General features: G+C 71.5%; 15 protein-coding genes and 1 pseudogene. 9 read left to right on the forward strand and 7 right to left on the reverse strand.

The window, feature by feature from the left end; translation table 11 throughout:
• Nucleotides 1–209: 209 nt before the first annotated feature.
• From WME82_RS23805 to WME82_RS23835, 7 genes and pseudogenes are all read left to right on the forward strand, one after another.
• The gene (locus WME82_RS23805; protein WP_438044669.1) at nt 210–4,007 is read left to right on the forward strand and encodes a serine/threonine-protein kinase; all 3,798 of its coding nucleotides are present in this window, start codon (nt 210–212) and stop codon (nt 4,005–4,007) included.
• The gene (locus tag WME82_RS23810; RefSeq protein WP_438044670.1) at nt 4,004–4,906 is read left to right on the forward strand and encodes a lysophospholipid acyltransferase family protein; all 903 of its coding nucleotides are present in this window, start codon (nt 4,004–4,006) and stop codon (nt 4,904–4,906) included. Before WME82_RS23805 ends, WME82_RS23810 begins: the two co-directional genes overlap by 4 nt.
• 114 nt (nt 4,907–5,020) lie before the next feature.
• The gene (locus WME82_RS23815; protein ID WP_438044671.1) at nt 5,021–5,533 is read left to right on the forward strand and encodes a sensor histidine kinase; all 513 of its coding nucleotides are present in this window, start codon (nt 5,021–5,023) and stop codon (nt 5,531–5,533) included.
• Between the two features lie 86 nt (nt 5,534–5,619).
• Nucleotides 5,620–5,988: a response regulator gene (locus WME82_RS23820; RefSeq protein WP_438044672.1), complete on the forward strand. Its 369-nt coding sequence runs from the start codon at nt 5,620–5,622 to the stop codon at nt 5,986–5,988.
• Nucleotides 5,989–6,146: 158 nt separating this feature from the next.
• Nucleotides 6,147–6,455 carry a chemotaxis protein CheB gene (locus tag WME82_RS23825; protein ID WP_438044673.1) on the forward strand — a complete coding sequence of 103 codons (309 nt, stop codon included), beginning with the start codon at nt 6,147–6,149 and terminating at the stop codon, nt 6,453–6,455.
• Nucleotides 6,404–6,796, forward strand: coding sequence for a hypothetical protein (locus tag WME82_RS23830; protein ID WP_438044674.1), 393 nt, complete (start codon nt 6,404–6,406; stop codon nt 6,794–6,796). The genes WME82_RS23825 and WME82_RS23830 overlap by 52 nt, the downstream gene beginning before the upstream one ends.
• Nucleotides 6,797–6,896: 100 nt before the next feature.
• Nucleotides 6,897–7,571, forward strand: a pseudogene (locus tag WME82_RS23835) (DNA alkylation repair protein); the annotation flags it as partial.
• A 172-nt stretch (nt 7,572–7,743) separates the two neighbouring features.
• Here the strand turns inward: WME82_RS23835 and WME82_RS23840 are convergent.
• From WME82_RS23840 to WME82_RS23850, 3 genes are all read right to left on the reverse strand, one after another.
• On the reverse strand, nt 7,744–8,289 hold the full coding sequence (locus WME82_RS23840) for a DUF892 family protein (protein WP_437747792.1): 546 nt from the start codon (nt 8,287–8,289) through the stop codon (nt 7,744–7,746).
• A 95-nt stretch (nt 8,290–8,384) separates the two neighbouring features.
• Nucleotides 8,385–10,709: an alpha/beta fold hydrolase gene (locus tag WME82_RS23845; protein WP_438044675.1), complete on the reverse strand. Its 2,325-nt coding sequence runs from the start codon at nt 10,707–10,709 to the stop codon at nt 8,385–8,387.
• A 295-nt stretch (nt 10,710–11,004) separates the two neighbouring features.
• Nucleotides 11,005–13,584: a DEAD/DEAH box helicase gene (locus tag WME82_RS23850; protein ID WP_438044676.1), complete on the reverse strand. Its 2,580-nt coding sequence runs from the start codon at nt 13,582–13,584 to the stop codon at nt 11,005–11,007.
• A gap of 372 nt (nt 13,585–13,956) precedes the next feature.
• Between WME82_RS23850 and WME82_RS23855 the strand changes: the two genes are divergently transcribed.
• Together WME82_RS23855 and WME82_RS23860 are read left to right on the forward strand one after the other, a co-directional pair.
• Nucleotides 13,957–16,833: a PAS domain S-box protein gene (locus tag WME82_RS23855; protein ID WP_438044677.1), complete on the forward strand. Its 2,877-nt coding sequence runs from the start codon at nt 13,957–13,959 to the stop codon at nt 16,831–16,833.
• A 99-nt stretch (nt 16,834–16,932) separates the two neighbouring features.
• A complete protein-coding gene (locus tag WME82_RS23860) occupies nt 16,933–17,241 on the forward strand; it encodes a rhodanese-like domain-containing protein (protein ID WP_231865002.1) in 309 nt (102 codons plus the stop codon).
• 16 nt (nt 17,242–17,257) lie between these two features.
• Here WME82_RS23860 and WME82_RS23865 read toward each other — a convergent pair whose 3' ends face one another.
• The 4 genes from WME82_RS23865 to WME82_RS23880 form a co-directional block, all read right to left on the reverse strand.
• Nucleotides 17,258–17,581 (reverse strand): hypothetical protein, encoded by a 324-nt coding sequence (locus tag WME82_RS23865; protein ID WP_012236999.1) that lies wholly within the window; start codon nt 17,579–17,581, stop codon nt 17,258–17,260.
• 64 nt (nt 17,582–17,645) lie between these two features.
• Nucleotides 17,646–19,964, reverse strand: coding sequence for a protein kinase domain-containing protein (locus tag WME82_RS23870; RefSeq protein WP_438044678.1), 2,319 nt, complete (start codon nt 19,962–19,964; stop codon nt 17,646–17,648).
• 361 nt (nt 19,965–20,325) lie between these two features.
• Entirely contained in the window at nt 20,326–20,943 is a 618-nt protein-coding gene (locus WME82_RS23875) for a nucleotidyl transferase AbiEii/AbiGii toxin family protein (RefSeq protein ID WP_438044679.1), read from the reverse strand.
• Nucleotides 20,943–21,161 carry a hypothetical protein gene (locus WME82_RS23880; RefSeq protein ID WP_438044680.1) on the reverse strand — a complete coding sequence of 73 codons (219 nt, stop codon included), beginning with the start codon at nt 21,159–21,161 and terminating at the stop codon, nt 20,943–20,945. The genes WME82_RS23875 and WME82_RS23880 overlap by 1 nt, the downstream gene beginning before the upstream one ends.
• Nucleotides 21,162–21,381 lie beyond the last annotated feature (220 nt).

Genomic DNA, 21,381 nt, shown 5'->3' on the forward strand with positions numbered 1-21,381 from the left:
GCGCGCGGCGCGCGATGGTCGAGATCGGCGCCGGATGCGCCGCCCAACGTTGCAGGCAGGTTTCTTGGCCAGACAGCCGCGATGCGGCAAGCCGTCAAAGCGGCGTGCCTCCGGGAGGCGGCCAGGCCATTGCGCGCTGTCGCGGCGCTCGTCCGGAGTATCATGGTGCGTCGGCGAACGATGACGGGGTACTCGGAAGGGCAGGAGCGATGGTCGGCGATCCCTTGATCGAGCGAGGCGCCAGGATCGGCGAGTACACGATCGACGATCGCCTCGGCGAGGGCGGCTTCGGCGCCGTGTTCCGCGGCCGCGACGGGGCCGGCAACGACGCCGCCATCAAGATCTTCAAGGACGTGAGCGCCCAGAACGCCGGGCAGCTCTTCGCACAGCAGAACGAGATCGAGGCGCTGCTCCGCCTGCGCCACCCCTCGCTCGTCAAGCTCTCCTCGTACGGCGTCCTGGACGGCGTGGGCCTCTACCTCGCGATGGAGCTCGTGCAGGGCGAGACGCTCGACCGGTACCTCGCACGGATGGGCTCGCTCGACACGATCGAGGCCCTGCGCATCGCGCGCCGCGTGGCCGAGGCGCTCGCGCACTGCCACGCGCTCAACGTCCTCCACCTCGACCTCAAGCCGAGCAACATCGTCCTCACCGATCCGTACGAGCCCCGGCTCAAGATCCTCGATTTCGGCCTGGCGACGCTCACCGTGAGCTTCCAGCCCGAGCACGCCCGCGTCAACGCGGGCACCATCGCGTACCTGGCGCCCGAGTGCCTGAAGCGGGGCGCGCTCGGGCGCCCGAGCCCCCGGATGGACCTCTACGCGGTCGGCGTCATGCTCTACGAGCTGCTCGCCGGCCGACTCCCGTTCTCGGACGGCACCGTCAACAGCGTCATCAACCAGAAGGTCTACGGCACGCTCGTGCCGCTCGCCCACGCGGCGCCCGAGACGCCGGCGCCGGTCGTCGCGCTCGTCGAGGAGCTCCTGGAGCGCGACCCGGCGCGGCGCTTCTCCAGCGCGGCCCGGCTCTGCGCTCGTCTCAAGGAGCTCTACTACGTCACGCTCCACGGCACCTCGCAGCCCCCGGCCGGGGCCGAGGACGAAGCGCACGGGCGCGACGCCGCCGCGCCGGAGACCTTCGACGACGCGCACGACGCGCCCTTCGTCGGCCGCGAGCAGGAGCTCGGGCGGCTCATCGAGCTCGTCCAGGGCGCGGTGCGCGGCGAGCCGCGGCCGGCCGTGGTGGTCGGCGACACGGGCGTCGGCAAGAGCCGCCTCGTCGCCGAGCTGCTCCGGAGCGCCGAGCAGGCGGGCACGGCCATCGTCGCGTACGGCCGGTGCAGGGAGCTCTCCGGGCTCGTGCCCTACTCCGCGATCCGCGAGGCGCTGACGCAGATCGCGCTCTGGCTGGAGCGGCACGGCGACAGCCGGGCGGCGCGCATCCGCCGGCTGGTGAGCCTCGTGATCGCCGACGACGCCGCCCTCCTCCGGGGGCTCGTGCCGGAGCTGACGCGCGCGGTCGGGCTCGCCGACGAGGGCGGCGCCATCGGCCCGGGCGGAACGCGCTGGATCGCCGAGCTGATCCTGCGGCTGCTCGGCGCGATCTCCGAGGAGATCCCGGTCGTCCTCGCGATCGAGGACGTGCACTGGGCCGACGAGGCGACGCAGGAGGTGCTGCTGCGCCTCTCGGATCAGCTCGGCGAGATGCCGGTGCTGCTGCTCGGCACGGCGCGGCCGCCCTTCGCTCGCGGCTCGTCGCTGCCTCCGCCCGGCTCGTCGCTGCCTCCGCCCGGCTCGTCCGCGCTGCGCGGCCCGGGCTCGTCGCCGATGACGCCGCGCACGGCGGGGTGGCTCGCGTGGAAGGACGTCGAGCGCCTCGACCTCGGCCCGCTCCGGCCCGAGGCGAACCGGGCGCTCCTCTCCGCGCTCGGCCGCGGCGCGGGGGACGACCTCGTCCAGGAGCTCGTGCGCCGCGTCCCGCTGCTCGCCGCGGGCAACCCGCTCTTCAACATCCAGGTCGTCCGCAACATGGAGACCGAGGGCTTCCTGCAGCGCAGCCGGAGCGGCGCGCTCGAGATCTCCCGCGCCGACGCGCACTACCTCGCGCCCGCGTCGGTCTCGGACGTCCTCTCGCGCAGCATCGACGCGCTCGATGCCACGACGGTCCAGGTCCTCGGCGTCGCCGCGCTCATCGGCCGCCAGTTCCTGCGCGACGATCTGGTCGAGCTCGGGCTCTTCGATCCGGCGGAGGTCGACAGCGCCCTGCGCAACGCCGCGGCGCACTACGTCTGCCTCGGTGAGGACGGAGGCCTCGCGTCGTTCTCGCACGACGCGGCGCGCGAGCAGCTCGCCGCCCGCGTGCCGCCCGACGAGCGCCCCGACTACCACGGGCGCATCGCGCGGCGCATCGAGCTGCGCGGCGGCGATCCGGGGACGCTCGCGCACCACGTCGAGCGCGCCGGCGAGCTCGACCGCGCCGCGTCGACGTACCTGCTCGCGGCGAGCGAGGCCGATCGGCTCCAGGATCCGCACGGCGCCAGCCGCCGGCTGAAGCAGGCGCTCGCGCTGCTCGAGCGGCTGCCGCTCGACCCGGCGCGGATCGAGCTCAGGGCCCGCTGCGCGCACGAGCTCGCGCGCGTGGCGTGCCTGCTCGGCAGCACGGCGGAGCCGCTCGATCTGCTGCGCCGCACGCAGGGGGCGCTGCCGGAGACGCCGCTCGTCACGGCGGCCCTCTCCAGCGCGCTGTCGCGCGTGCACTACGTGCGGGGCGAGTTCGCCGACGCGGTGGCGCACAGCCGCAGGGCGCTCGAGGCGATCGGCGCGAGCCCGGAGCTGCGCCCGTACCAGTGCCTGCCGGCGAACATCCTCGGGCGCGCGCTGTGCGCGGCCGGCAAGGTGGGCCCGGCGACCGAGCCGCTCCGCCGCGGGTGCGAGCTCGCGGAGGCGGCGGGCGAGTACGTCGAGCTCTGCCACTCGCGCGGCATCCTCTGCGTCGCGCTGAGCCAGTCCGGCTTCTACGCCGAGGCCGAGCAGAACGCCGCGGACGCCGCGCGCCTCGCCGAGCGCCTGCGCGACCCGGTGCGGCTGCTCGGCACGTGGTTCTACCACGCGGTGCTCGCGGAGGGCCGGTTCGACTGGGATCTCGGGGTCCGGTCGACAGCGCAGCTGCTCTCGTACGCCGAGGAGCACGGCCTGAGCGGGCTCTACCTGTACATGGGGACGATGTACGCGGGCCGGCACCAGTTCCACATGGGCCAGCTCACGCGGGCCCGCGTGCTGATCGCGAACGCGGTCAACCTGAGCGGCGTGCTGGGCATCGGCATGGGGCGCGGCTGGGCGGAGGGGTACCTGGGCGACGTGTACTTCGTGCAGGGCCTGCTGCCGGAGGCGCTCGCCGCCTACGAGCGGGCGATCGAGATCGGCTCGGCGGGGACGGGCGACGCGTACGCCGTGAGCCTCGGCCGGGTCGGCCGGATGCACGCGCGGGCGCTGCTCGCCGACGACGCCGGCCAGGCCGGCGAGCTCGCCGCGTACGGCCGGGAGACGCTCGATCTCATCCGCGTGTCGGGCAACCGGACGCTGCTGGTGACGGCGCTCGAGCGTCACGCCGAGGCGCTCGACGCGCTGGGCGACGGCGGGGCTGCGCGCGGCGTCCGCGCCGAGCGCGCGGCGCTCGTCGAGGAGCTGGGCGTGACGGATCCGACGTTCTGGCCGCGCGTCCCGGCCGAGGCGGCGTTCCAGGGCCCCCCGCGGGTGTACTGGGCCGATCTGCCGCGCGAGGTCCGGAGCACGAACCCGAGCAGCGTCGGCACGACGCAGGTCGTGGGCGCGACGGTGGCGGAGCTCGCGGCGGCGGCGACGATCGCGGTCCCGGAGGAGGACCTCGGCGGGCCGACGATCGTGGCGATCCCGCGCCTCCGCCACGTCACGCTGCTGGAGACGCTGGCCTCGGTGGAGGGCTTCGTCCCGCGCTTCGACGGGCCGGAGGCCCCGCCGGTCGCCAAGTGACGGCGGAGGACGACGGCGCCGAGCGGGCGCCCGGGGACGCCGAGCAAGCGGGGCTGCGCGAGCAGGGGCCGCCGGTCGTCGCGCAGGTGGCCTCGGCTGCAACGTGTGGGCGTGACGCGGGCGCCGCGGTGGCGCCGGCCGGTGCGGTCGAGGTCGTGCGCACGGCGCTCGCCCACGCCTGGGCGATGCTGTTCCTCGTCGTGCTGCTTCCCATCGGCTTGATCTGCTTTCCCTTCGATCCCAGGCAGCGGATGCACGACCGCCTCTCGGTCGTCTGGGCGCGCGGGGCGCTCTGGCTCGTCGGGGTGCGCGTCGAGGCCGAGGGCGTGGCGCACGTGCGGCAGGGCGAGCGCTACGTGATCGCGGCGAACCACCAGAGCACGCTCGACATCCTCGCATTGCTCGTCGTGCTGCAGGGGCGCACGCCGATGCGGTTCCTGGCGAAGCGCGCGCTGTTCCACGTGCCGGTGCTCGGCTGGGGCATGCGCCTGTACGGCCACACGCCGGTCGACCGGCGGCGCGCCCGCGGCGCCGTGGCGGATCTCGGCGAGGCGCGGCGCAACGTGATGCAGCGGTGGTCGACGGTGTTCTTCCCGGAGGGGACGCGGAGCGCGACGGGCCGGCTCCTGCCCTTCCGGCCGGGCGCGTTCCGGACCGCCTCGGCCGCGGGCGCGCGCGTCCTGCCGGTGACCGTCGACGGCGCGGGTGCGCTGCAGCCAAAGGGCCGTTATGCCGCCGCGCCCGGCGTCGTGCGGGTCGTGGTGCACCCGCCGCTCGACCCGCCGGGGCCGTCGCTCGAGGAGCTCCGCGCCGCGATGGAGGCGTGCAGGACCGCCGTGGCGTCGGCGCTGCCGGAAGCGCTCCGGGAGGAGCGCGAGGCGCGGAGCGGAAGCGGGTGAGCCGGGGGAGCCAGGCGGGATAAAGGGGATCGCTGTCCCGCAGAGTCGAGGCGCGACCTGGTGCGCGGGGTCGACGCCGCGCAGGCGCAACAGCGCTCGTTCGAGGAGCGGACCATGAGCCCGCGTGCTCTTCAATTGAATGGCGAGCTCTTCCAGCTCGCGGACGTGGACCTCGTCCCTCTGGTCGCGAGCACCGCCGAGAGCGCCCAGTCGATCGCGGCGACGCCGAAGATCCACGTCGCGCTGCCCCCCGACACCGCAGAGCCGCTCGTGGTGAAGGGCGACGCCGCGCGCCTCGAGCAGGTCCTCATGAACCTGCTCGTCAACGCCTTCAAGCACGCCAACGGCACCCCCCAGGTCGAGGTGCGCTTGCGGCGCGCCGGCGGGGGCGCCGAGCTCGACGTGGAGGACTACGGCCCGGGGATCCCCGCGGCCAGCCTGCCGCACGTGTTCTCGAGCTTCTACCAGGTGGAGAGCGCCGGCCACTCCTCCGGCGGAGGCATGGGCCTCGGGCTCTTTATTTGCAGGGAGATCGTCAGGGCGCACGGCGGCCAGATCTTCGTGCGCAGCACGGAAGGCAAGGGGGCGACCTTCACGGTCAGGCTGCCCCTGATCGAGAACCGATAGGTACGCGATCGATGCGTTGAATCGACGCTGCGCTCCTGCGCTCGCGCACCGCCGGGCGAGCGGTGCTGCGAGGAGGGACCAGGCTCATGAAGGGGACGATCTTGGTGGTGGAAGACGACAGCGATTCGATCGATATGCTCCGGGAGATGCTGCGGATGGCCGACTATGCTGTCGAGTCCGCCGACACGGCCGACCAGGCGATCGCCGCGATGACGGAGCGGCGCTATGACGCCGCGTTGCTCGATCTGACGGTGGCCGGCGCGACGACCGAGGAGCTGATCGAGCGACTGCAGGGGCTGTCGGAGCGGCCGCCCATCGTGATCTTCTCGGCGCGGACGCCCGATGATCTCCGGATAGCGGCCGAGCAGCTCTCGGCGGCGGCGGTGATCCAGAAGCCGGCGAGCATGGGCGTGCTCCTCTCCACGATGGCACGGGTGATCGGCCCATCTCCGTAGGCGGCGCCTGCGAGCGAGGCCGGGTCTTTCTTCTCTCCTCTTCGCCTCTTCCCCTCTTCTCCATGAGGCGCATTGTGCCGGACCACGACATCATCACGATCGGAGCGTCGGCTGGGGGTCCTTTGTTCCGCACCGCGGCGGAGGTGTACGGAGACCGCGTGATCGGCGTGATCCTCTCCGGCATGCGCGACTGCGGAACGGCCGGGCTCCTGGACGTGAAGCGCCGCGGCGGCATCGCCGTGGTCCAGGATCCGAAGGACGCCCTGTTCTCGGAGATGCCGCAGAGCGCGCTCGACAACGTCCCGGTGGACCACTGTGTCCCGCTGGCGCGGCTGCCGCCGCTGCTCATGAATCTGGTGCACCAGAAGGTTGGCGGAGCTCCCGCGGAGGCGCCGGCGGGGGCGGGGGAGCGACGGTGGACGCGATCGAGAGCGATTTCACCTGTCCGCGGTGCGGCGGGAACCTGATCCGGAGCGACGACGGCGCGATGCTCCATTTCAGGTGCAAGGTCGGCCATCGCTACTCTCCGGACGGCCTGGAGGACGAGCAGACTTCGGCGCTCGACGCGGCGCTGTGGATCGCGCTCCGCACGATCGAGGACAGCGCGGCGCTGGCGCGCAGGATGGCGGCGCGCGCGGCGGAGCGGAATCAACCGCAATTGCTGGCCCATTTCGAGGAAAAAGTCCGGGTGGCCGAGGAGCGGGGCGTCCTGGTGCGCCGGGCGCTGCTCGGCATCAGCGAGGGGAACGGGCCGACAGGGAGCGCCCGCCCGAAGCGCCCCGGGACGCGCCTGCCGCCGACGCGGTGAGCGGCCGCTCGTGGAGCGGACCGAGACCGCGGCGCCGCAGAGGGCGCGGCGGCGCGAGCGCGCCATGGCGCACGATGGCCAGAAGGGCTAGGTGTGGCCCATGGATCTCGCCGAGGTGATGAGCGAGCTGGAGCGGCTCGGCACCGAGCAGAACCGCAAGGTGTACCGGCGCCACGGGATGACCGATCCGCTCTTCGGCGTGAGCTTCGCCCACATGAACGCGCTGGAGAAGCGGATCAAGCGCGACCACGAGCTCGCCGAGGCGCTCTGGGCGACGGGCAACGCCGACGCGAGGACGCTGGCGGTGGCGATCGCCGATCCGGAGCGCTTCACCTGGGACAAGCTCGAGGCGTGGCTCGACGGCCTGCGCTCTCCGGTGCTCATCGACCTGCTCATGAAGCGCGTCGCGCTGAAGACCCCGTTCGCTCGGGACGCGATGGCGCGCTGGACCGCGTCGAAGGACGAGTGGCTCGGCCGCGCGGGCTGGACGCTCCTCGGCCTGCTCGCGACCGAGGACCCGTCGCTGCCCGACAGCGTGTTCGAGGAGCGGCTATCGGCGATCGAGGCGTCGATCCACAGGGCCAGGAACCGCGTCCGCGAGGGGATGAACAACGCGCTCATCAGCATCGGCGCGCGGAACGAGCCGCTGCGCGGCATGGCGCTCACGGCAGCGCGGCGCATCGGCAAGGTCGAGATCGACCACGGCGAGACGAGCTGCAAGACGCCCGACGCGACCGCCTACATCGAGAACATCTGGGCCAGAAGGCCGGCGAAGCCGGCCGCCGCTGCGAAGCCCGCCAAGGCTGCCACGAAGCCCGCCAAGGCCGCTGCGAAGCCCGCCAAGGCCGCTGCGAAGCCCGCCAAGGCCGCTGCGAAGCCCGCCAAGGCCGCCGCCGCGAAGCGAGCCTAGCCCGCTGGTTCCGCCACACGCGCCGTCCGGCACTGGATCACGGGTGCGACGTCGTGAACAGCTCGCCTGGCGACCCGAGCAGCTCCTTGCGGGTGAGCCGCTCGACGACCTTGCGCGTGAAGATCAGGTGATCTTCTTCCTCGTGCAGGCGGCGCCGGAACGCCTGCCTCGCCTCGGTGTCGTCCGCCTCGTCGGCGAGCTCGAGCAGCAGCTGCCAGCCGGAGTTGTCGACGAGCTCCGCGGTGAGCAGCGCGTGGAAGAGGTGGGTCGGGTTCATGTCCCCGTCGAGCACGATCTGCTCGATGCCCCGCGACTCGACCGTGACGAGCCGCGACATGTCCGTCTCGGCGTGCGCGTCCCCGCCCAGCGCGCGGATCTGCGCCTCGAGCCACTCCTCGTGCTCCTTCTCCTGGTCCCGGTGCTCCTTGAGCTGACCAAGCCGGGTCATCAGGAGGGGATCGGCCGCGCGGCCGATCTTCTCCACGATGGAGTCGTACAGCTTGACGCCTGCGCGCTCGAAGGTCAGCCGCTCGCTGAGCAGGTCGATGGCCTTGTCCCTGTTCATCTGTGCAAGCTTCTTCATAAAATGCCTCCGACCGGGGCGCATGCGATTCGCAGGCCGCCGCGCGCCGCGCCTGCGAGGCGGGCAGAGCGCCGGCCGGGCGCGGCGCGCAGCGATCAGAGGTGCTCTGTCAGGTACTCGACGATGGCGCGGTTCGCGTAATGGCTCGCGGCCGGCGACCGGTAGCCGTGCCGCTCGCCCGGGAACACGAGGGTGTCGAACCGCTTGTCCGCTCCCATCAGCGCCTCGATCATCTTCGCCGTGTGCGCAAAGTGCACGTTCTCATCCATGAGCCCATGCATGAGGAGCAGCTTGCCGCGCAGGTTGCCCGCGCGCTTCGTGAGATCGGTCGCCTCGTACCGCGCGGCCTCCTTGTCGAGGAGACCCATGTACCGCTCCGTGTAGCCCGTGTCGTAGAGCCGATCGTCGCTCACCGGTGATCCCGCGACGCCCACGTGGAAGCGGTCCGGCGCCATGAGGAGCGCCTCCAGCGCCATCCTGCCGCCGTAGCTGTGGCCGTAGATCCCGACGCGGCCCGCGTCGACGTAAGGCAGCGTCTTCAGGAAATCGAGGCCCGCGATCTGGTCGGCGAGCTCGACCTCGCCGAGGCGCCCGTAAATGGCGGACTCGAACGCGCGCCCGCGGTTCGCCGAGCCGCGGTTGTCGAGCTGAAACACAACCACCCCGCGGTCCGCGAGGTGATTCCAGAGGAGCCACGGAGACCACGAGTTGAAGACCGCCTGGACGCCGGGCCCCCCGTACACGCTCACCACGACCGGATAGCGGCGGCCGGGCTCGATCCTCCGCGGCGCGAGCAGCGCGCCGTAGAGCGTGTCGCCGCTCGCGGCGCGCACCTCGACGATCTCGGGGGCGCGCAGCTCGAGCTCCGCGAGCTCGCGGTCCACGGGCGCCGGCAGCGCGCTGACCTCGGCGTTGTCCGCGCCCCTCACCGCCCCTTTCCACGGGCGATCCAGGGCCGCGTGGAGCTCGACGTACCCCGGCCCCCTCGGATCCACGGTGATCTGGTGCATCCCCGGGTCGGACGTGAGCCGCTTCACCTCGCCGCCCGCGAGCGGCACGGTGTAGAGGTGGCGCTCGGTCGGGCCGTCCTTCGTCGCCACGAAGCGCGCGAGGCCGCGCTCCTCGTCCGGCGGAAGGAGCGAGGTGATGTCCCAGTCGCCCGCGGTGAGCCTCGCGAGCTCGGCGCCCGAGCCGGCGTCCCGCAGCGCGAGGTGGCGGTGGCCGCCCTCGGCGGTCGACCAGAGGAACCTCGGCGAGCGCTCGAGGAGCCGCATGTCGGCGAAGTCCACCCACGTCGGCGAGGTCTCGACGACGACCTCGGCGGCCTCGCCCGAGCGCGGCCTCGCGCGGAGGAGCGAGAGGCGCTTCTGGTCGCGCGAGAGGGTCTGGAACCAGAGCGCCTTGCCGTCTTCCGCCCAGGCGAACCGGCCGAGGTAGCGCTCGTCTTCGCCATCGCCGCCCTTCCACGTGAGCCAGGTCGTCTTCCTGGTGGCGAGATCGAGGATGCCCGCCCTGACGCGGGGGTTCTTGCCGCCGACGCGCGGGTAACGCGCCATCATCAGATCTTCCTTGCCGTCGCGGAAGCCGAGGACTGGCACCTTCTCGACCTCTCGCTCGTCGACCTCCAGGTAAGCCACCCGGTCGCAGCCGGGGGAGATCCAGAAGCCGCTCGGCTCATCGAACTCCTCCTGACCGTTGAAGTCGCTCAGGCCGCGCGAGACCCCCTCGGGCGCCCCCCTGGTCAGCGCCGTCTCGCGGCGCGAGGCGACGTCGATCATGAAGAGCTCGCGCCCGCGGACGAACACCACCCGCTCGCCGCCGTCGCACACCTTCGGATCGATCTCCGGCTCGGGCGTGTCGGTGAGCCGCGCGATCGCCCCTCTCGGGTCGCGCACGTCGCGCAAGAAGAGGTCGCCGCCGAAGGGGATGAGCAGGACCTCTGCCCGCTTCGCCCACGAATAGGCCGTGATCCCCCTGGAGAACATGCGCTGTCGCTCGCGGCGGAGCTCCTCCTCGCGGGACAGCGGCTTCGCGTCCTTCAGCAGGTCGCCCGAGGCGACGAGCTGCCGTGTCTCGCGTGACGCCGTGTCAAAGGCGAAGAGAGACTGCTCCGGCCGGTCCGCCTGCCGCTGGAGGTAGGTGATCAGCTTGCCGCCGGGCGCGTACTGGATCGCCCTGGGCAGCCGCGCTCCGAGCGGCGGTTGCCGGCCGAGGTGGGCGTACGTGATCCGGCTCGCCTCCGGCCCGGCGATGCGCGCCTTGTCCGGCGAGGCGGCCTGCTTCACCGCCGCGGCGGCCCCGGCCGGGGCGGCCTTGGCAGGCGGGGCGGCCCTCGGCGGGGACGAGCCGGTGGGCGAGGCGCAGGCGGCCAGGAGGAGGGGGAGCAACCCCCAGATTGCGGGGCGCGGCGGAGTTCGCATGGCCGCGATTTCGCTCGACGCGGCGGGGGATGTCAAACGCCGGCTGCCGCGGCGAGGCCAGGGGGTGAGAAGAGAGAAAAAAACGCAAAGACGCAAAGACGCAAAGACGCAAAGACGCAAAGACGCAAAGACGCAAAGACGCAAAAGAAAAAAATGAAGACGTCTCAAGACACAAAGGAATCATCGGAGCGGCAGAGAGCGGGCCCCTGCCATGCATCTCTTCTTTTTTGCGTCTTTGCGTCTTTGCGTCTTTGCGTTAAAATTCTCCTTCTACGTCTCGCGCCATGGAGGCCGGTCAGCTCGCGATGCGCCGGAGCACGATGACCGGCCGCCCCGCCTCGCGCGAGCGATCGATATCCACCTTGCAGTCGAGCATCCAGTCGTTGTGGTCCTCCGGATCGGCGATGATCTGCTGGACCCCCCAGGAGCCGCCGTCCTCGGCGGGGTGGATGATCGTGTTGCTCGGGCTCCGGGCCGCCGGATCGGTCCGGATCGCTGCGTGCTCCGCGTAATAGCCCCGGAGCGCCTCGTCCAGCCGCTCCGCCGTCCAGGGCGCCTCCTCCCCCTCCACCATCTCGGCGGCGACCTCGTAGTCGCGGCGGGCCAGCGCGCGCAGGAAGAAGAAGAGCTCGTTCCTCACGAGCACGGTGAACTCCTTGACGTTCCGCGTGACGTCGAACGCAGCCTGCTCCACGGCGCCGCCCGGGGCCGCCGCGCGCGGCTGGAACGACGGGTCGCGCAGCCGCTCCCACTCGTCGAGCAGGCTCGAGTCCACGCCGCGGATGAGCGCCCGGAAATAGGCGATCATGTCGATGGTGTCGCTGTCCTTCGCGTACTCGGGCACCGTCTGGACGAGCGCCTTGTACACCTCGGAGACGTACCTGAGGAGCAGCCCCTCCGCCCGCTCCAGGTTGTACTCCCGGATGTACTCGCCGAACGACAGGTATTGCTCGTACATCTCGCGCGCGACGCCCTTCGGACGGATGTTCTCCTGCCCCACCCAGGGGTGCCGCCGCGCGAAGTCGTTGAAGGTCCCGTAGATGAACTCGCGGTTCGGCCTCGGATAATCGAGCTTCTCGAGCTCCTCCATCCGCTGCTCGTACTCCACGCCCGCCGCCTTCAGCTCCGCGAGCTTCTCGGTCTTCAGCCGATCGAGCTGCTTTTGCAGGATGAGGTCGGGGTTCTCGAGGATCGACTCGACGAGCGTCAAGAGATCGAGCGGATAGGTGCCGCTGTCGGGATCCAGCTTGCCCACCGTCTCGAGCACGTAGAGCGAGAGGGCGTGGTTCAGCGAGAAGTCTTCCTGGAGATCCGCGTTGATGCGGATGCGCTTGCCCGGCCCGTCTTCCCTGGGGACGAACTCGATGATGCGCGCCTCCACGAGCGAGCGGAAGAGGAGCATCGCCGTCCTGCCGTGCTGGCGCCGGACCGCCGGCCGATCGTGGGTGCTGCGGATGAGCCGCTTCAGCGCCAGACAGCCGCCCTCCTCGCGCCCGAGCACGTTGACGAGCATGCCGTGCGTGACCTGGAACCGGGACACGAGCGGCTCGGGCGGCGACTGGATCAGCTTCTCGAACGTCTGCCGGTCCCAGTGCACATAGCCCTTCTCCGGCGGCTTCTTCCTGACGATCTTCCGCCGCTTGGCCGGGTCGTTCCCCGCCTTCGCCTCGAGCCTCATGTTCTCGATGACGTGCTCCGGCGCCTGGGCGACGACGCTCCCCTGGTTGTCGAACCCCTTCCGGCCGGCCCGGCCGCTGATCTGCTGGAAATCACGCACGCTCAGGATGGCCGTCTTCTCGCCGTCGAACTTGCAGAGCTTCGTGAACAGCACCGTGCGGATCGGGATGTTGACGCCGACGCCGAGCGTGTCCGTGCCGCAGATGATCTTGAGGTGCCCCTGCTGGGCCAGCTTCTCGACGAGCAGCCGGTATTTCGGCAGGAGCCCCGCGTGGTGGAGCCCGATCCCGTGCCTGACGAAGCGCTGCACCTCGCGGCCGTAAGGGCTCGAGAACTTGAAGGGGCCCCCGAACGCGGACCCCGGCCCTGCGCCCGCGAGGGCGGCGGTGATCGCCCGCTTCTCGTCCTTGGTGCAGTAGTCCTGGCTCATCAGGTTCTGCGCCTCCTCGGCGCAGCCCCGCTGCGTGAAGCTCACGATGTAGATCGGCGCCTTGCCGCTCTTCACGAGCGTCGCGACGGTCTCGTGGAGCGGCGTCTCGCGGTACTCGAAGTCGAGCGGCACCGGGCGCACGGTCGACTTGATCACGGCGGTCTGCTCGCCCGTCAGGCGCGTGAGCTCCTCCTGGAAGAACTCGGTGCCTCCGAGCGTGGCGCTCATGAGCAAGAACCTCGCCTGCGGCAGCGTGAGCAGCGGGATCTGCCAGGCCGCGCCGCGATCGCGATCCGAGTAGTAGTGGAACTCGTCCATGATCACGTAGTCGCAGAGCGCCTTCTCGCCCTCGCGGAGCGCGATGTTCGCGAGGATCTCCGCGGTGCAGCAGATGATCGGCGCGTCGCGGTTCACGGCCGCGTCGCCCGTCAACATGCCCACGTTCTCGGGGCCGAAGTCGTTGCAGAGCGAGAAGAACTTCTCGCTGACGAGCGCCTTGATCGGGCACGTGTAGTACGACTTCATCCCCTCGGCGAGCGCCTTGAAGTGCATGGCGGCCGCGACGAGCGACTTGCCCGAGCCGGTCGGCGTGTTGAGGATCACGTTCTTGCCGCCGAAGATCTCGAGGATGGCCTCCTCCTGCGCCGGGTAGAGCTCGAGCCCCCGCTCGGCGACGTAGTCGAGGAAGCCGTTCAGGAGGTCGTCGGCCGTGAAGTCGTGAGGCGACGGCGGGAGGCGAGCGAGGAGCGGAGCGGCGGCTTGATCCATGGTGGCTGTCGGGCGCGCGCCCATGGGCGCGGGCACACCATGCAGAAGCCTGGTTTCAGCGAGAATGCAAGCAAACTCCTCCATGTCCAGGCCGGATCGCCTGCGACGCGCGATCGGAGCGGGACCGGCGCGGCAGGCGCAACCGACACCGCTGTCGCGCTGGCGCAACCGACACAGCAGACGGAAGAGGCGGAGCGGACGCAGCAAGCTCCGCCCAGGCAAGCCGGACGAGCAGAGGGCGGTGGCGATCGGGGCACCATGCCGCCCGCAGCGTCACGCGATCGTGATAGCGTGGCCGGACGAAACAGAAGGAGAACGCCATGCACATACGGCCGAGCGGGCGGGTGCATGGAGGATCAGGGCGAGCGGCGGATGGGGGAAACGGCCGGACAGCCAGCCTGGGCGACGCGAGCGCCCAGCAGGGGGACCGCGCGGATCGACGCGACGAGCGGGAGGATCCTGCGCGTCAGCAGCTCGCTTTGCCTGCTGCTGGGCTACTCGGAGGGCGAGCTGCTCCAGAAGAAGCTGTCGGATCTCGCGCTGCCGGAAGACCGCGCGGGCTCGATGGCCGCGTGGCGCTCGCTCCTCGAAGCCGACGAGGAGGAGCTCACCTTCGAGATGAGCTGCCGCTGCAAGGACGGCGGCGTCCGCTGGCTCCACGTGACCGGCGTCTTCGTCCGTGACGTCCGGCAGAGGCCGTATCGCGCGGTGGTGTTCGTCGAGGACATCACCGAGCCGAGGAGCGCGGAGGAGCGGGCGCTCGCCGCGGAGCAGGCGTTGGCGGAGAGCGAGGCCAAGCTGCGGAGCATCTTCCACAGCAACATGGCCCCGATGGCCTTCTGGACGCATGACGGACGCATCGTCGAGGCGAACGACGCCTATCTGAAGCTCGTGGGCCACACGCGGGAAGAGGTCACGGCCGGCCTGGTCCGTTGGGATGCCGACATGTCGCCGGAGGATCGCGCCGCCGGCGACCGCGCCCTGGCGGAGCTGCGGTCGAGCGGGTGGGCGTTCACGCCCTTCGAGAGGACCTATGTGCTGCGCGACGGCACGCGCCTCAGGATGCTGGTGAGCGGCTGTCTGCTGCCCGGTGAGCGGGACAAAGAGGCCGGCTTCGCGATCGTGCTCGACATGACGGCGCTCCGGCAGACGGAGGCGGCGGTCCAGCGGTGCGAGCAGGTCTTCCGCGCCATCGGGGAATCCATCGACTATGGCCTCTGGGTCAGCGACCCGACAGGACAGAACATCTACAGCAGCCACGCGTTCCTCCAGATGGCCGGGATAAAGCAGGAGCAATGCTCGGGTCACGGGTGGATCGAGACGCTGCACCCGGACGACCGGCAGAAGGTCGCGATCTTCGAGGAGTGCGTGCGGCGGGGTGAGCCGTTCGAGGAGGAGCTCCGTTACGTCAGCCCTGACGGCGCCGTCCACCCCGTCCTCAACCGGGGCGTCCCGGTCCGCGACGAGCGAGGCGAGATCACCGCCTGGGTCGGCATCTGTCTCGACGTCAGCCGGCTCAAGCGCACGGAGGAGGCGCTGCGCGAGAGCGAGGGCCGGCTCCTTGCGGCGCTCGACGAGGCGCAGCGGGTCATCGCCGAGCGCGGGCGCCTGGAGGACGAGCTCCGCGCGCGCGAGCGGGAGCTCGCGTCGCTGATGGCGAACTCGCCCGACGTGATCTACCGCCTGGACCTCGGCCTGCGCTGCACCTTCATGTCGCCCACCTCGGGGACGGTGATGGGGTTCCCGCCGGAGCATTACATCGGCAGGACGCCTCGCGAGAACGGGCTCCCGGCCGAGGTGATCGAGGTGAGCGAGGCCGCGTGCCGCGAGGCGCTCGCGACGGCCAGACCGCAGCGGATGGAGTTCAGCCTCGGCGGGCGGCGGTTCCGCGCCCGGATCATCCCCGAGCTCGGGCCCGAGGGCACCGTGGACTCGTTCATGGGGATCACCGAGGACGTCACCGCGGAGCGGCTGGCCGAGGAAGAGCGCCAGAAGCTGCTCGAGAGCGAGCGCGCCGCGCGCGACGAGGCGGAGCGGGTGAGCCGGGTCAAGGACGACTTCGTCGCGACGCTCTCGCACGAGCTGCGCTCGCCCATCAACGCCATCCTCGGCTGGGCGCGCATCCTCCGGGGCCGGGCGCCCGAGGCGCAGACGCTCGCGCGGGGGCTCGAGGTCATCGAGCGCAACGCGCGGCTCCAGGCCGACATGGTGTCCGAGCTGCTCGACATGAGCCGGATCGTCTCGGGGAAGCTGCGGCTCGACGTGCAGCCGGTCGACCTGCCGACGGTCATCCGGAGCGCGCTCGAGGCGATCCAGCTCGCGGCCGAGACCAAGGGGATCGCGGTCGCCTCGAGCATCGACCCCGAGGCGAGCTCCCTGAGGGGGGATCCGGCGCGGATCCACCAGGTCGTCTGGAACCTCCTGTCGAACGCCGTGAAGTTCACGCCCCCGGGCGGGCGGATCGACGTCGCGCTGCGGCGCGCGGGCGCGCACGCCGCGCTGTCGGTGACCGACACCGGGATGGGCATCGCCCCGCAGTTCCTCCCCCACCTGTTCGAGCGCTTCCGGCAGGCGGACGCGTCCTCGACGAGGAAGCACGGCGGGCTCGGCATCGGGCTGTCGATCGTCAAGCACCTGGTCGAGCTGCACGGCGGCACCGTGGAGGTCGCGAGCGAGGGCGAGCATCTGGGCGCGACCTTCACCGTGACGCTGCCGCTCGCCGGCGTCTCGCAGGAGGCGCCCGACGCGGCGGAGCGCCCCAGCGAGGCGTACGCCGAGGCGCTGGCCGACTACCCGGGCGCGTCGCTCGCCGGCATGCGGGTGCTGGTGGTCGACGACCAGCCCGACGCGCGCGAGGTCGCCCAGCGCGTGCTGGAGGAGTGCGAGGCGACGGTCACGACCGCGGGGTCCGCCGCCGAGGCGCTGGCCATCCTTTCGCAGGATCGGCCCGACGTCCTCGTCAGCGACCTCGGGATGCCTGGCGAGGACGGCTTCCAGCTCATCCGCAGGGTGCGGGGCCTCGGCGAGGCGCGCGGCGGGGCGACGCCGGCCGTCGCGCTCAGCGCGCTGGCGCGGGCCGAGGACAAGGCGCGGGCGCTCGGCGCCGGGTACCAGGCGCACGTCGCCAAGCCCCTGGATCCGGCCGAGCTCGTCGGGGTGATCGCGGCGCTGGCCAAGGATCGGGCGAATCTGACGAATCTGACGAATCTGACGAACCAGACGGCTCCGACCGATCGGACGAGCCAATGAGCGGCGGTTGCTCCGGGGGAGCTCCCTGGATTAGGTAGAAGCCTTTACGGCGCCATCCACGGCGGGATGGCGAGCACGGCCATGGTCCAACAGATTTCCGTGAAAGACCTCTTTCTGAAGCTGAAGGCGGGCGAGCCCGTGTACCTCCTCGACGTGCGCACGCCCGGCGAGCACGAGATCGCCGCGCTGCCGGGCAGCACGCTGATCCCGCTGAACGAGCTCGTCGAGCGGGCCGACGAGGTCGCGCCCGGCGAGGGCGCGCTGGTCGTCGCCTACTGCCACCACGGCGTCCGGAGCCTCTCGGCCGCCGCCCTCCTCGAGAAGCTCGGCCACGAGCGCGTCGCCTCGCTCCAGGGCGGCATCGACGCGTGGTCGATCCACATCGACGAGAGCGTCCCGAGGTACTGATCCCCCATCGACGAGCTCAGTTGAGCGAGGCGGCGCCGAGCCGGAAGTAGAGCGATCGGCCTGCGCCGCACGCGCTGCAGGCGACCTTCGCGACGCGGAGGCGGACGCCGTCGAGCGTCTCGGCCGTGTGGTCTTCCACGCGGAAGGCGCCGCGGCAGCGCGGGCACGGGATCGACCGGGCGGCCACCTCGACCTGCGAGGCCGCGTCGAGGGGGATGGCGCGCCCGGGGGTGTGGCCGGGCTCGAGCAGCGCGAGCCGCTCGATGTCGCGGGTGAGCTTCGCCGACGTGCGATCGCCTTCGCGCCGGGCGGCGCGGGCCGAGAGCTTCTTCTTCGCCATGATGCCTGTCCCTGCGGCCCGCCGGCGCGGAGTCGCCGTCCGTGCGGGGAGCGCGAGGCCGGGTCTACCGCTTGTCGCGGATCGTCTCCAGGCCCTCGTACACGTCCTCGGCGCCTCCGCCGTACACGTCGCGCTCTGGCGAGGCGGCGCTCGAGCGCGAGGGCGCGAGGGTGCCGGGCCGCCGCACCTTGGGAGGCCGGACCCCCTGCCGGCGGTGTTCGGGGACCGCTGCGGGGTCGTGCGTCGTGGCGGCAGCGTCGACCGCGGAGGGCGAGTCGGCCCCGGCCGGATCCGCGGGTTGCGAGGGCGCTTCCGGGGCCGGCGCGACGCCGGAGGGCGCGGGCGTGCCGAACGGCGCAGGGCCGGCCGTGCTCGCGAGGGTCATCGGCGCGTCCTGGCCCGCCGGCGACCTGGCAGCCACCGGCGCGCTCGAGCTCGCTGTCCAGCGCGCCGCGCCGAGCGTTACCGCGGCGAGGAGAGTTGCGGCGGCCACGATCCACGCGCCCGCGTTGCGGCGCCAGCGGAACGCGCGGGAGCGCCACCGATCGCGGCGGCGTTCGGTCCCTTCGCGCGGGCTCCAGACGATCTCCTTCCCGTCCGGCTGGGTCAGCGGCACCGCCCGCTTGCCCGCGCCGAGCTGCTGCGGCGGCGCCCCCCGCTTGCGCGCCATCGTCAGCGTGGGGGAGTCGTCGCGCGCCATCGTCAGCGTGGGGCCTTCTTCGCCCACCATCGTCAGCGTGGGGCCTTCCTCGCGCGCCATCGTCAGCGTGGGGCCTTCTTCGCCCACCATCGTCAGCGTGGGGCCCTCCTCGCGCGCCATCGTCAGCGTGGGGCCCTCCTCGGGAGCCGTCTTCAGCGCGATGCCGCTGTCCTGCGCCGTCTTCAGCGCGGCGTCGCTGTCCTGCGCTGTCGCCGGCGCGGGGCCGATGTCCTGCGCCATCTTCAGCGCGGCACCGCCGCCCTGCGCTGTCGCCAGCACGGAACCGCTGCCTTGCGCCATCTTCAGCGCGAGGCCGTCGCTCCGGGGCATCGTCAGCGTGGGGCCGTCCTCGGAGCTCCCCCCGTGCGAGGACCGGTCGTTCCGCACCATCTTCAGCGTGGGCCTGCTGTCCTGCGCCGGGGTCGTGGGGCCGCTGCTCCGCGCCAGCACCAGCGTGGGCCGCTCCGCGACGGCCACGAGGGGGAGCGTGCGACGCTCGCTGGACGGGGCGGCGTCGGCGCTGGCCGAGGTCGCCGCCGCGGCGCCCTGGCTGGGCAGGGTGGTCACGTGGTCGCCGCCGGGCGAGAGCGCCGTCGAGCAGGGACCTGCCCCGGCTCCCGCTCGCTTGTCGGCGTCCGGCAGGGTCGACGACGCGCCCGGGCCGTCGTTGGCCGCGGCGGGGAGCGTGCTCGCGACGCCGTCGCCCGAGGGCCCGAGGGGCCGAGACGACGGAAAGGCCTTGCCCCGGGCGATCGCCTCGATCTGCGCCAGGGCGCGGGCGGAGTGCTCCGAGCCGAACGGCGCGATCTCTCGCGCCAGATCCGCCACGGTCTGGACGCGCAGCTCCGGCTCTTTCTCGAGGCAGCGCAGGATGATGTCCTCGAGCCGGGCTGGCAGATCCATCCGGTGCACCCGCGGCGGCGTGGGCGCCTGCGTGGCGATGGCGACGAAGAGCGCCGAGATCCTGGACACCTCGAAGGGAAACCGCGCCGTCAGGAGCTGGTAGAGGATGACGCCGAGCGACCAGATGTCGGTGCGCGCGTCGACGTCTTTCGAGCACCGCACCTGCTCGGGCGACATGTAGCAGGGGGAGCCGAGCATCATCTCCGACGCCGTGAGCTTGCCGTCGTCCTCGGCGGCGGCCGACTTGGAGAGGCCGAAATCGAGCACCTTGACGATGGGCGCGCCGGTCGCGCCGGTCGTGAGGAAGAGGTTCCCCGGCTTGAGGTCCCGGTGGACGATGCCGCGCGCGTGCGCCTCCGCGATGGCCTCGCAGCCCTGGATCACGTAATCGACCGCCTCGGACACGGGCAAGGGGCCGCGCGCCTCGATCTCCCGCTGGAGATCGCGGCCGCGCAGGTACTCCATGACGAGGTAGGGGACGCCGAGATCGCCCGTGCCGACGTCGATGACGCGGGCGACGTGCTCGCTGCGGATCGCCGCCGCGGCGCGCGCCTCGCGCAGGAAGCGGGCGCTCGCGCCGGGCAGCGTCATCGCGCGGGGAAGGAGGAACTTGACGGCCACGCGCTGGCGCAGCGAGACATGCTCGGCGGCGAAGATGACGCCCATGGCGCCCCGGCCGAGGCTGCGCTCGAGGCGGTATTTCTGCGCGAAGACCTCGCCTATCGCTGGGATGCCCGCCGTTGACGCGGGGGCATCCGGTTCCGATGGCCCGACCTCCATGGGCACACTATAGCCGCGCTCCCGCTTTTTTTGACGCGAAGATGCGGGGCGTCGGGGGTGGGGGCGACCGGATGCGGGGGCAGCGGAACGCGGTCGCGAGGGTCGCCGTAGGCGGGCCGCGCACCTTCCATCACTCCCATGGTGGGCGCCATCGGCCACGCGCGGCTCGCGAGGCCCAGACGTCCTCACGCCCCCCGCGCTCGCCCCTGACAGCTACCGCGGCCCTGGGAGCAGCCCTGCCGCGACCAACAACCGTCGCCCCGCGCGCCGGCGCGGGTGGTCGAGCTGGAGCGGGCGCACCGTCACCCGTGCCACGGCGGACTCCGGGACGAGCGCGCCTCCATCAAGTTCCCGCGACGCATCATCGCTTGCGAGGACGAGTCTTCTTCTTAACCTTCATCGGAGTCCGCTGGCTGAGCAACTTCACCAGATCGGTGACGAGCTCCGGCGAGCCCAGCGCCTCGGCAAACTCACGAACCGTCGAGACAACCCATTTCTCGTCGACATCGGCATGCGCGCTCAGGATGGATTCGATGTCCACCATGTCGCGAGAGCGATGGGCCACAGCCTTCATGACGAGGAGATCCTCGGGCATTGGCAGCGGAACGCGCAAACCGCCTAGATCCGTCGGAACTGCGCGACGAACCGCGTTCTCCTCGAATGGCAGGGCCCCCATCGAGAGGTCGATGGGAACACCGGATCGATCGTGTCGAAGCAGAAAGACGCGGGAATTGAGGGCGAACCCCAGCGCATCTGGGATGCGGGGAACGATTCCATGCCGCTCCCCATCGGCCAGGAAGAGGGACCACTCGTCGTGGTTCGGAAGCCACGCGACGACATCCACGTCTCTCGTCGTGCGCGGCTTACTCAGGATCGACACCGCGACCCCGCCTATGACCAGCATGGGGACGCTGGACGCCTCCGACCACTCGAGGAGCGCGCGAACCGCGTCCTCGAGCTCCGCCAGCGAGCGGCTCATCAGACACCCAGGCGCTCCGCGAGCAGGTTCCAGCGCCGGCGCACCTGCTCCACCTCCTTGTCTGCATCGATCGAGCCACCGAGTCCCCGGGCCACTTCCATGAGCATGGCGAGGTCGCAGAACTTCTTGGCCGGAGACATCGCCTCGAGCTCTTCCTGCTCGACCTCGGCAACCATCTGCCAGCGCTTCTTGTAGGCCCGGATGTCGTCCGCGTTCATCCGTAGATCGTACCACCTGGTGGCACGCTCGACGTCAGATCGTCGCTCTCTCCCCGGATTGACCGTGCGCCCTGACGGCACGCTCCCGTTTCTCCCGACGTCGTAGCGCCGTGTGCCTCATGGATCCGTAGATTCCCCGCCCTGCACGCTCGCCAAGCTTCGCCGCGCGTCCCCGCCCCCTCCAGCATTGCGACAGCCCTCTCGCCATGGCACGAGCCCG

The organism is Sorangium sp. So ce128 (assembly GCF_051525245.1).
Taxonomy (GTDB): Bacteria; Myxococcota_A; Polyangia; order Polyangiales; family Polyangiaceae; genus Sorangium; species Sorangium cellulosum_B.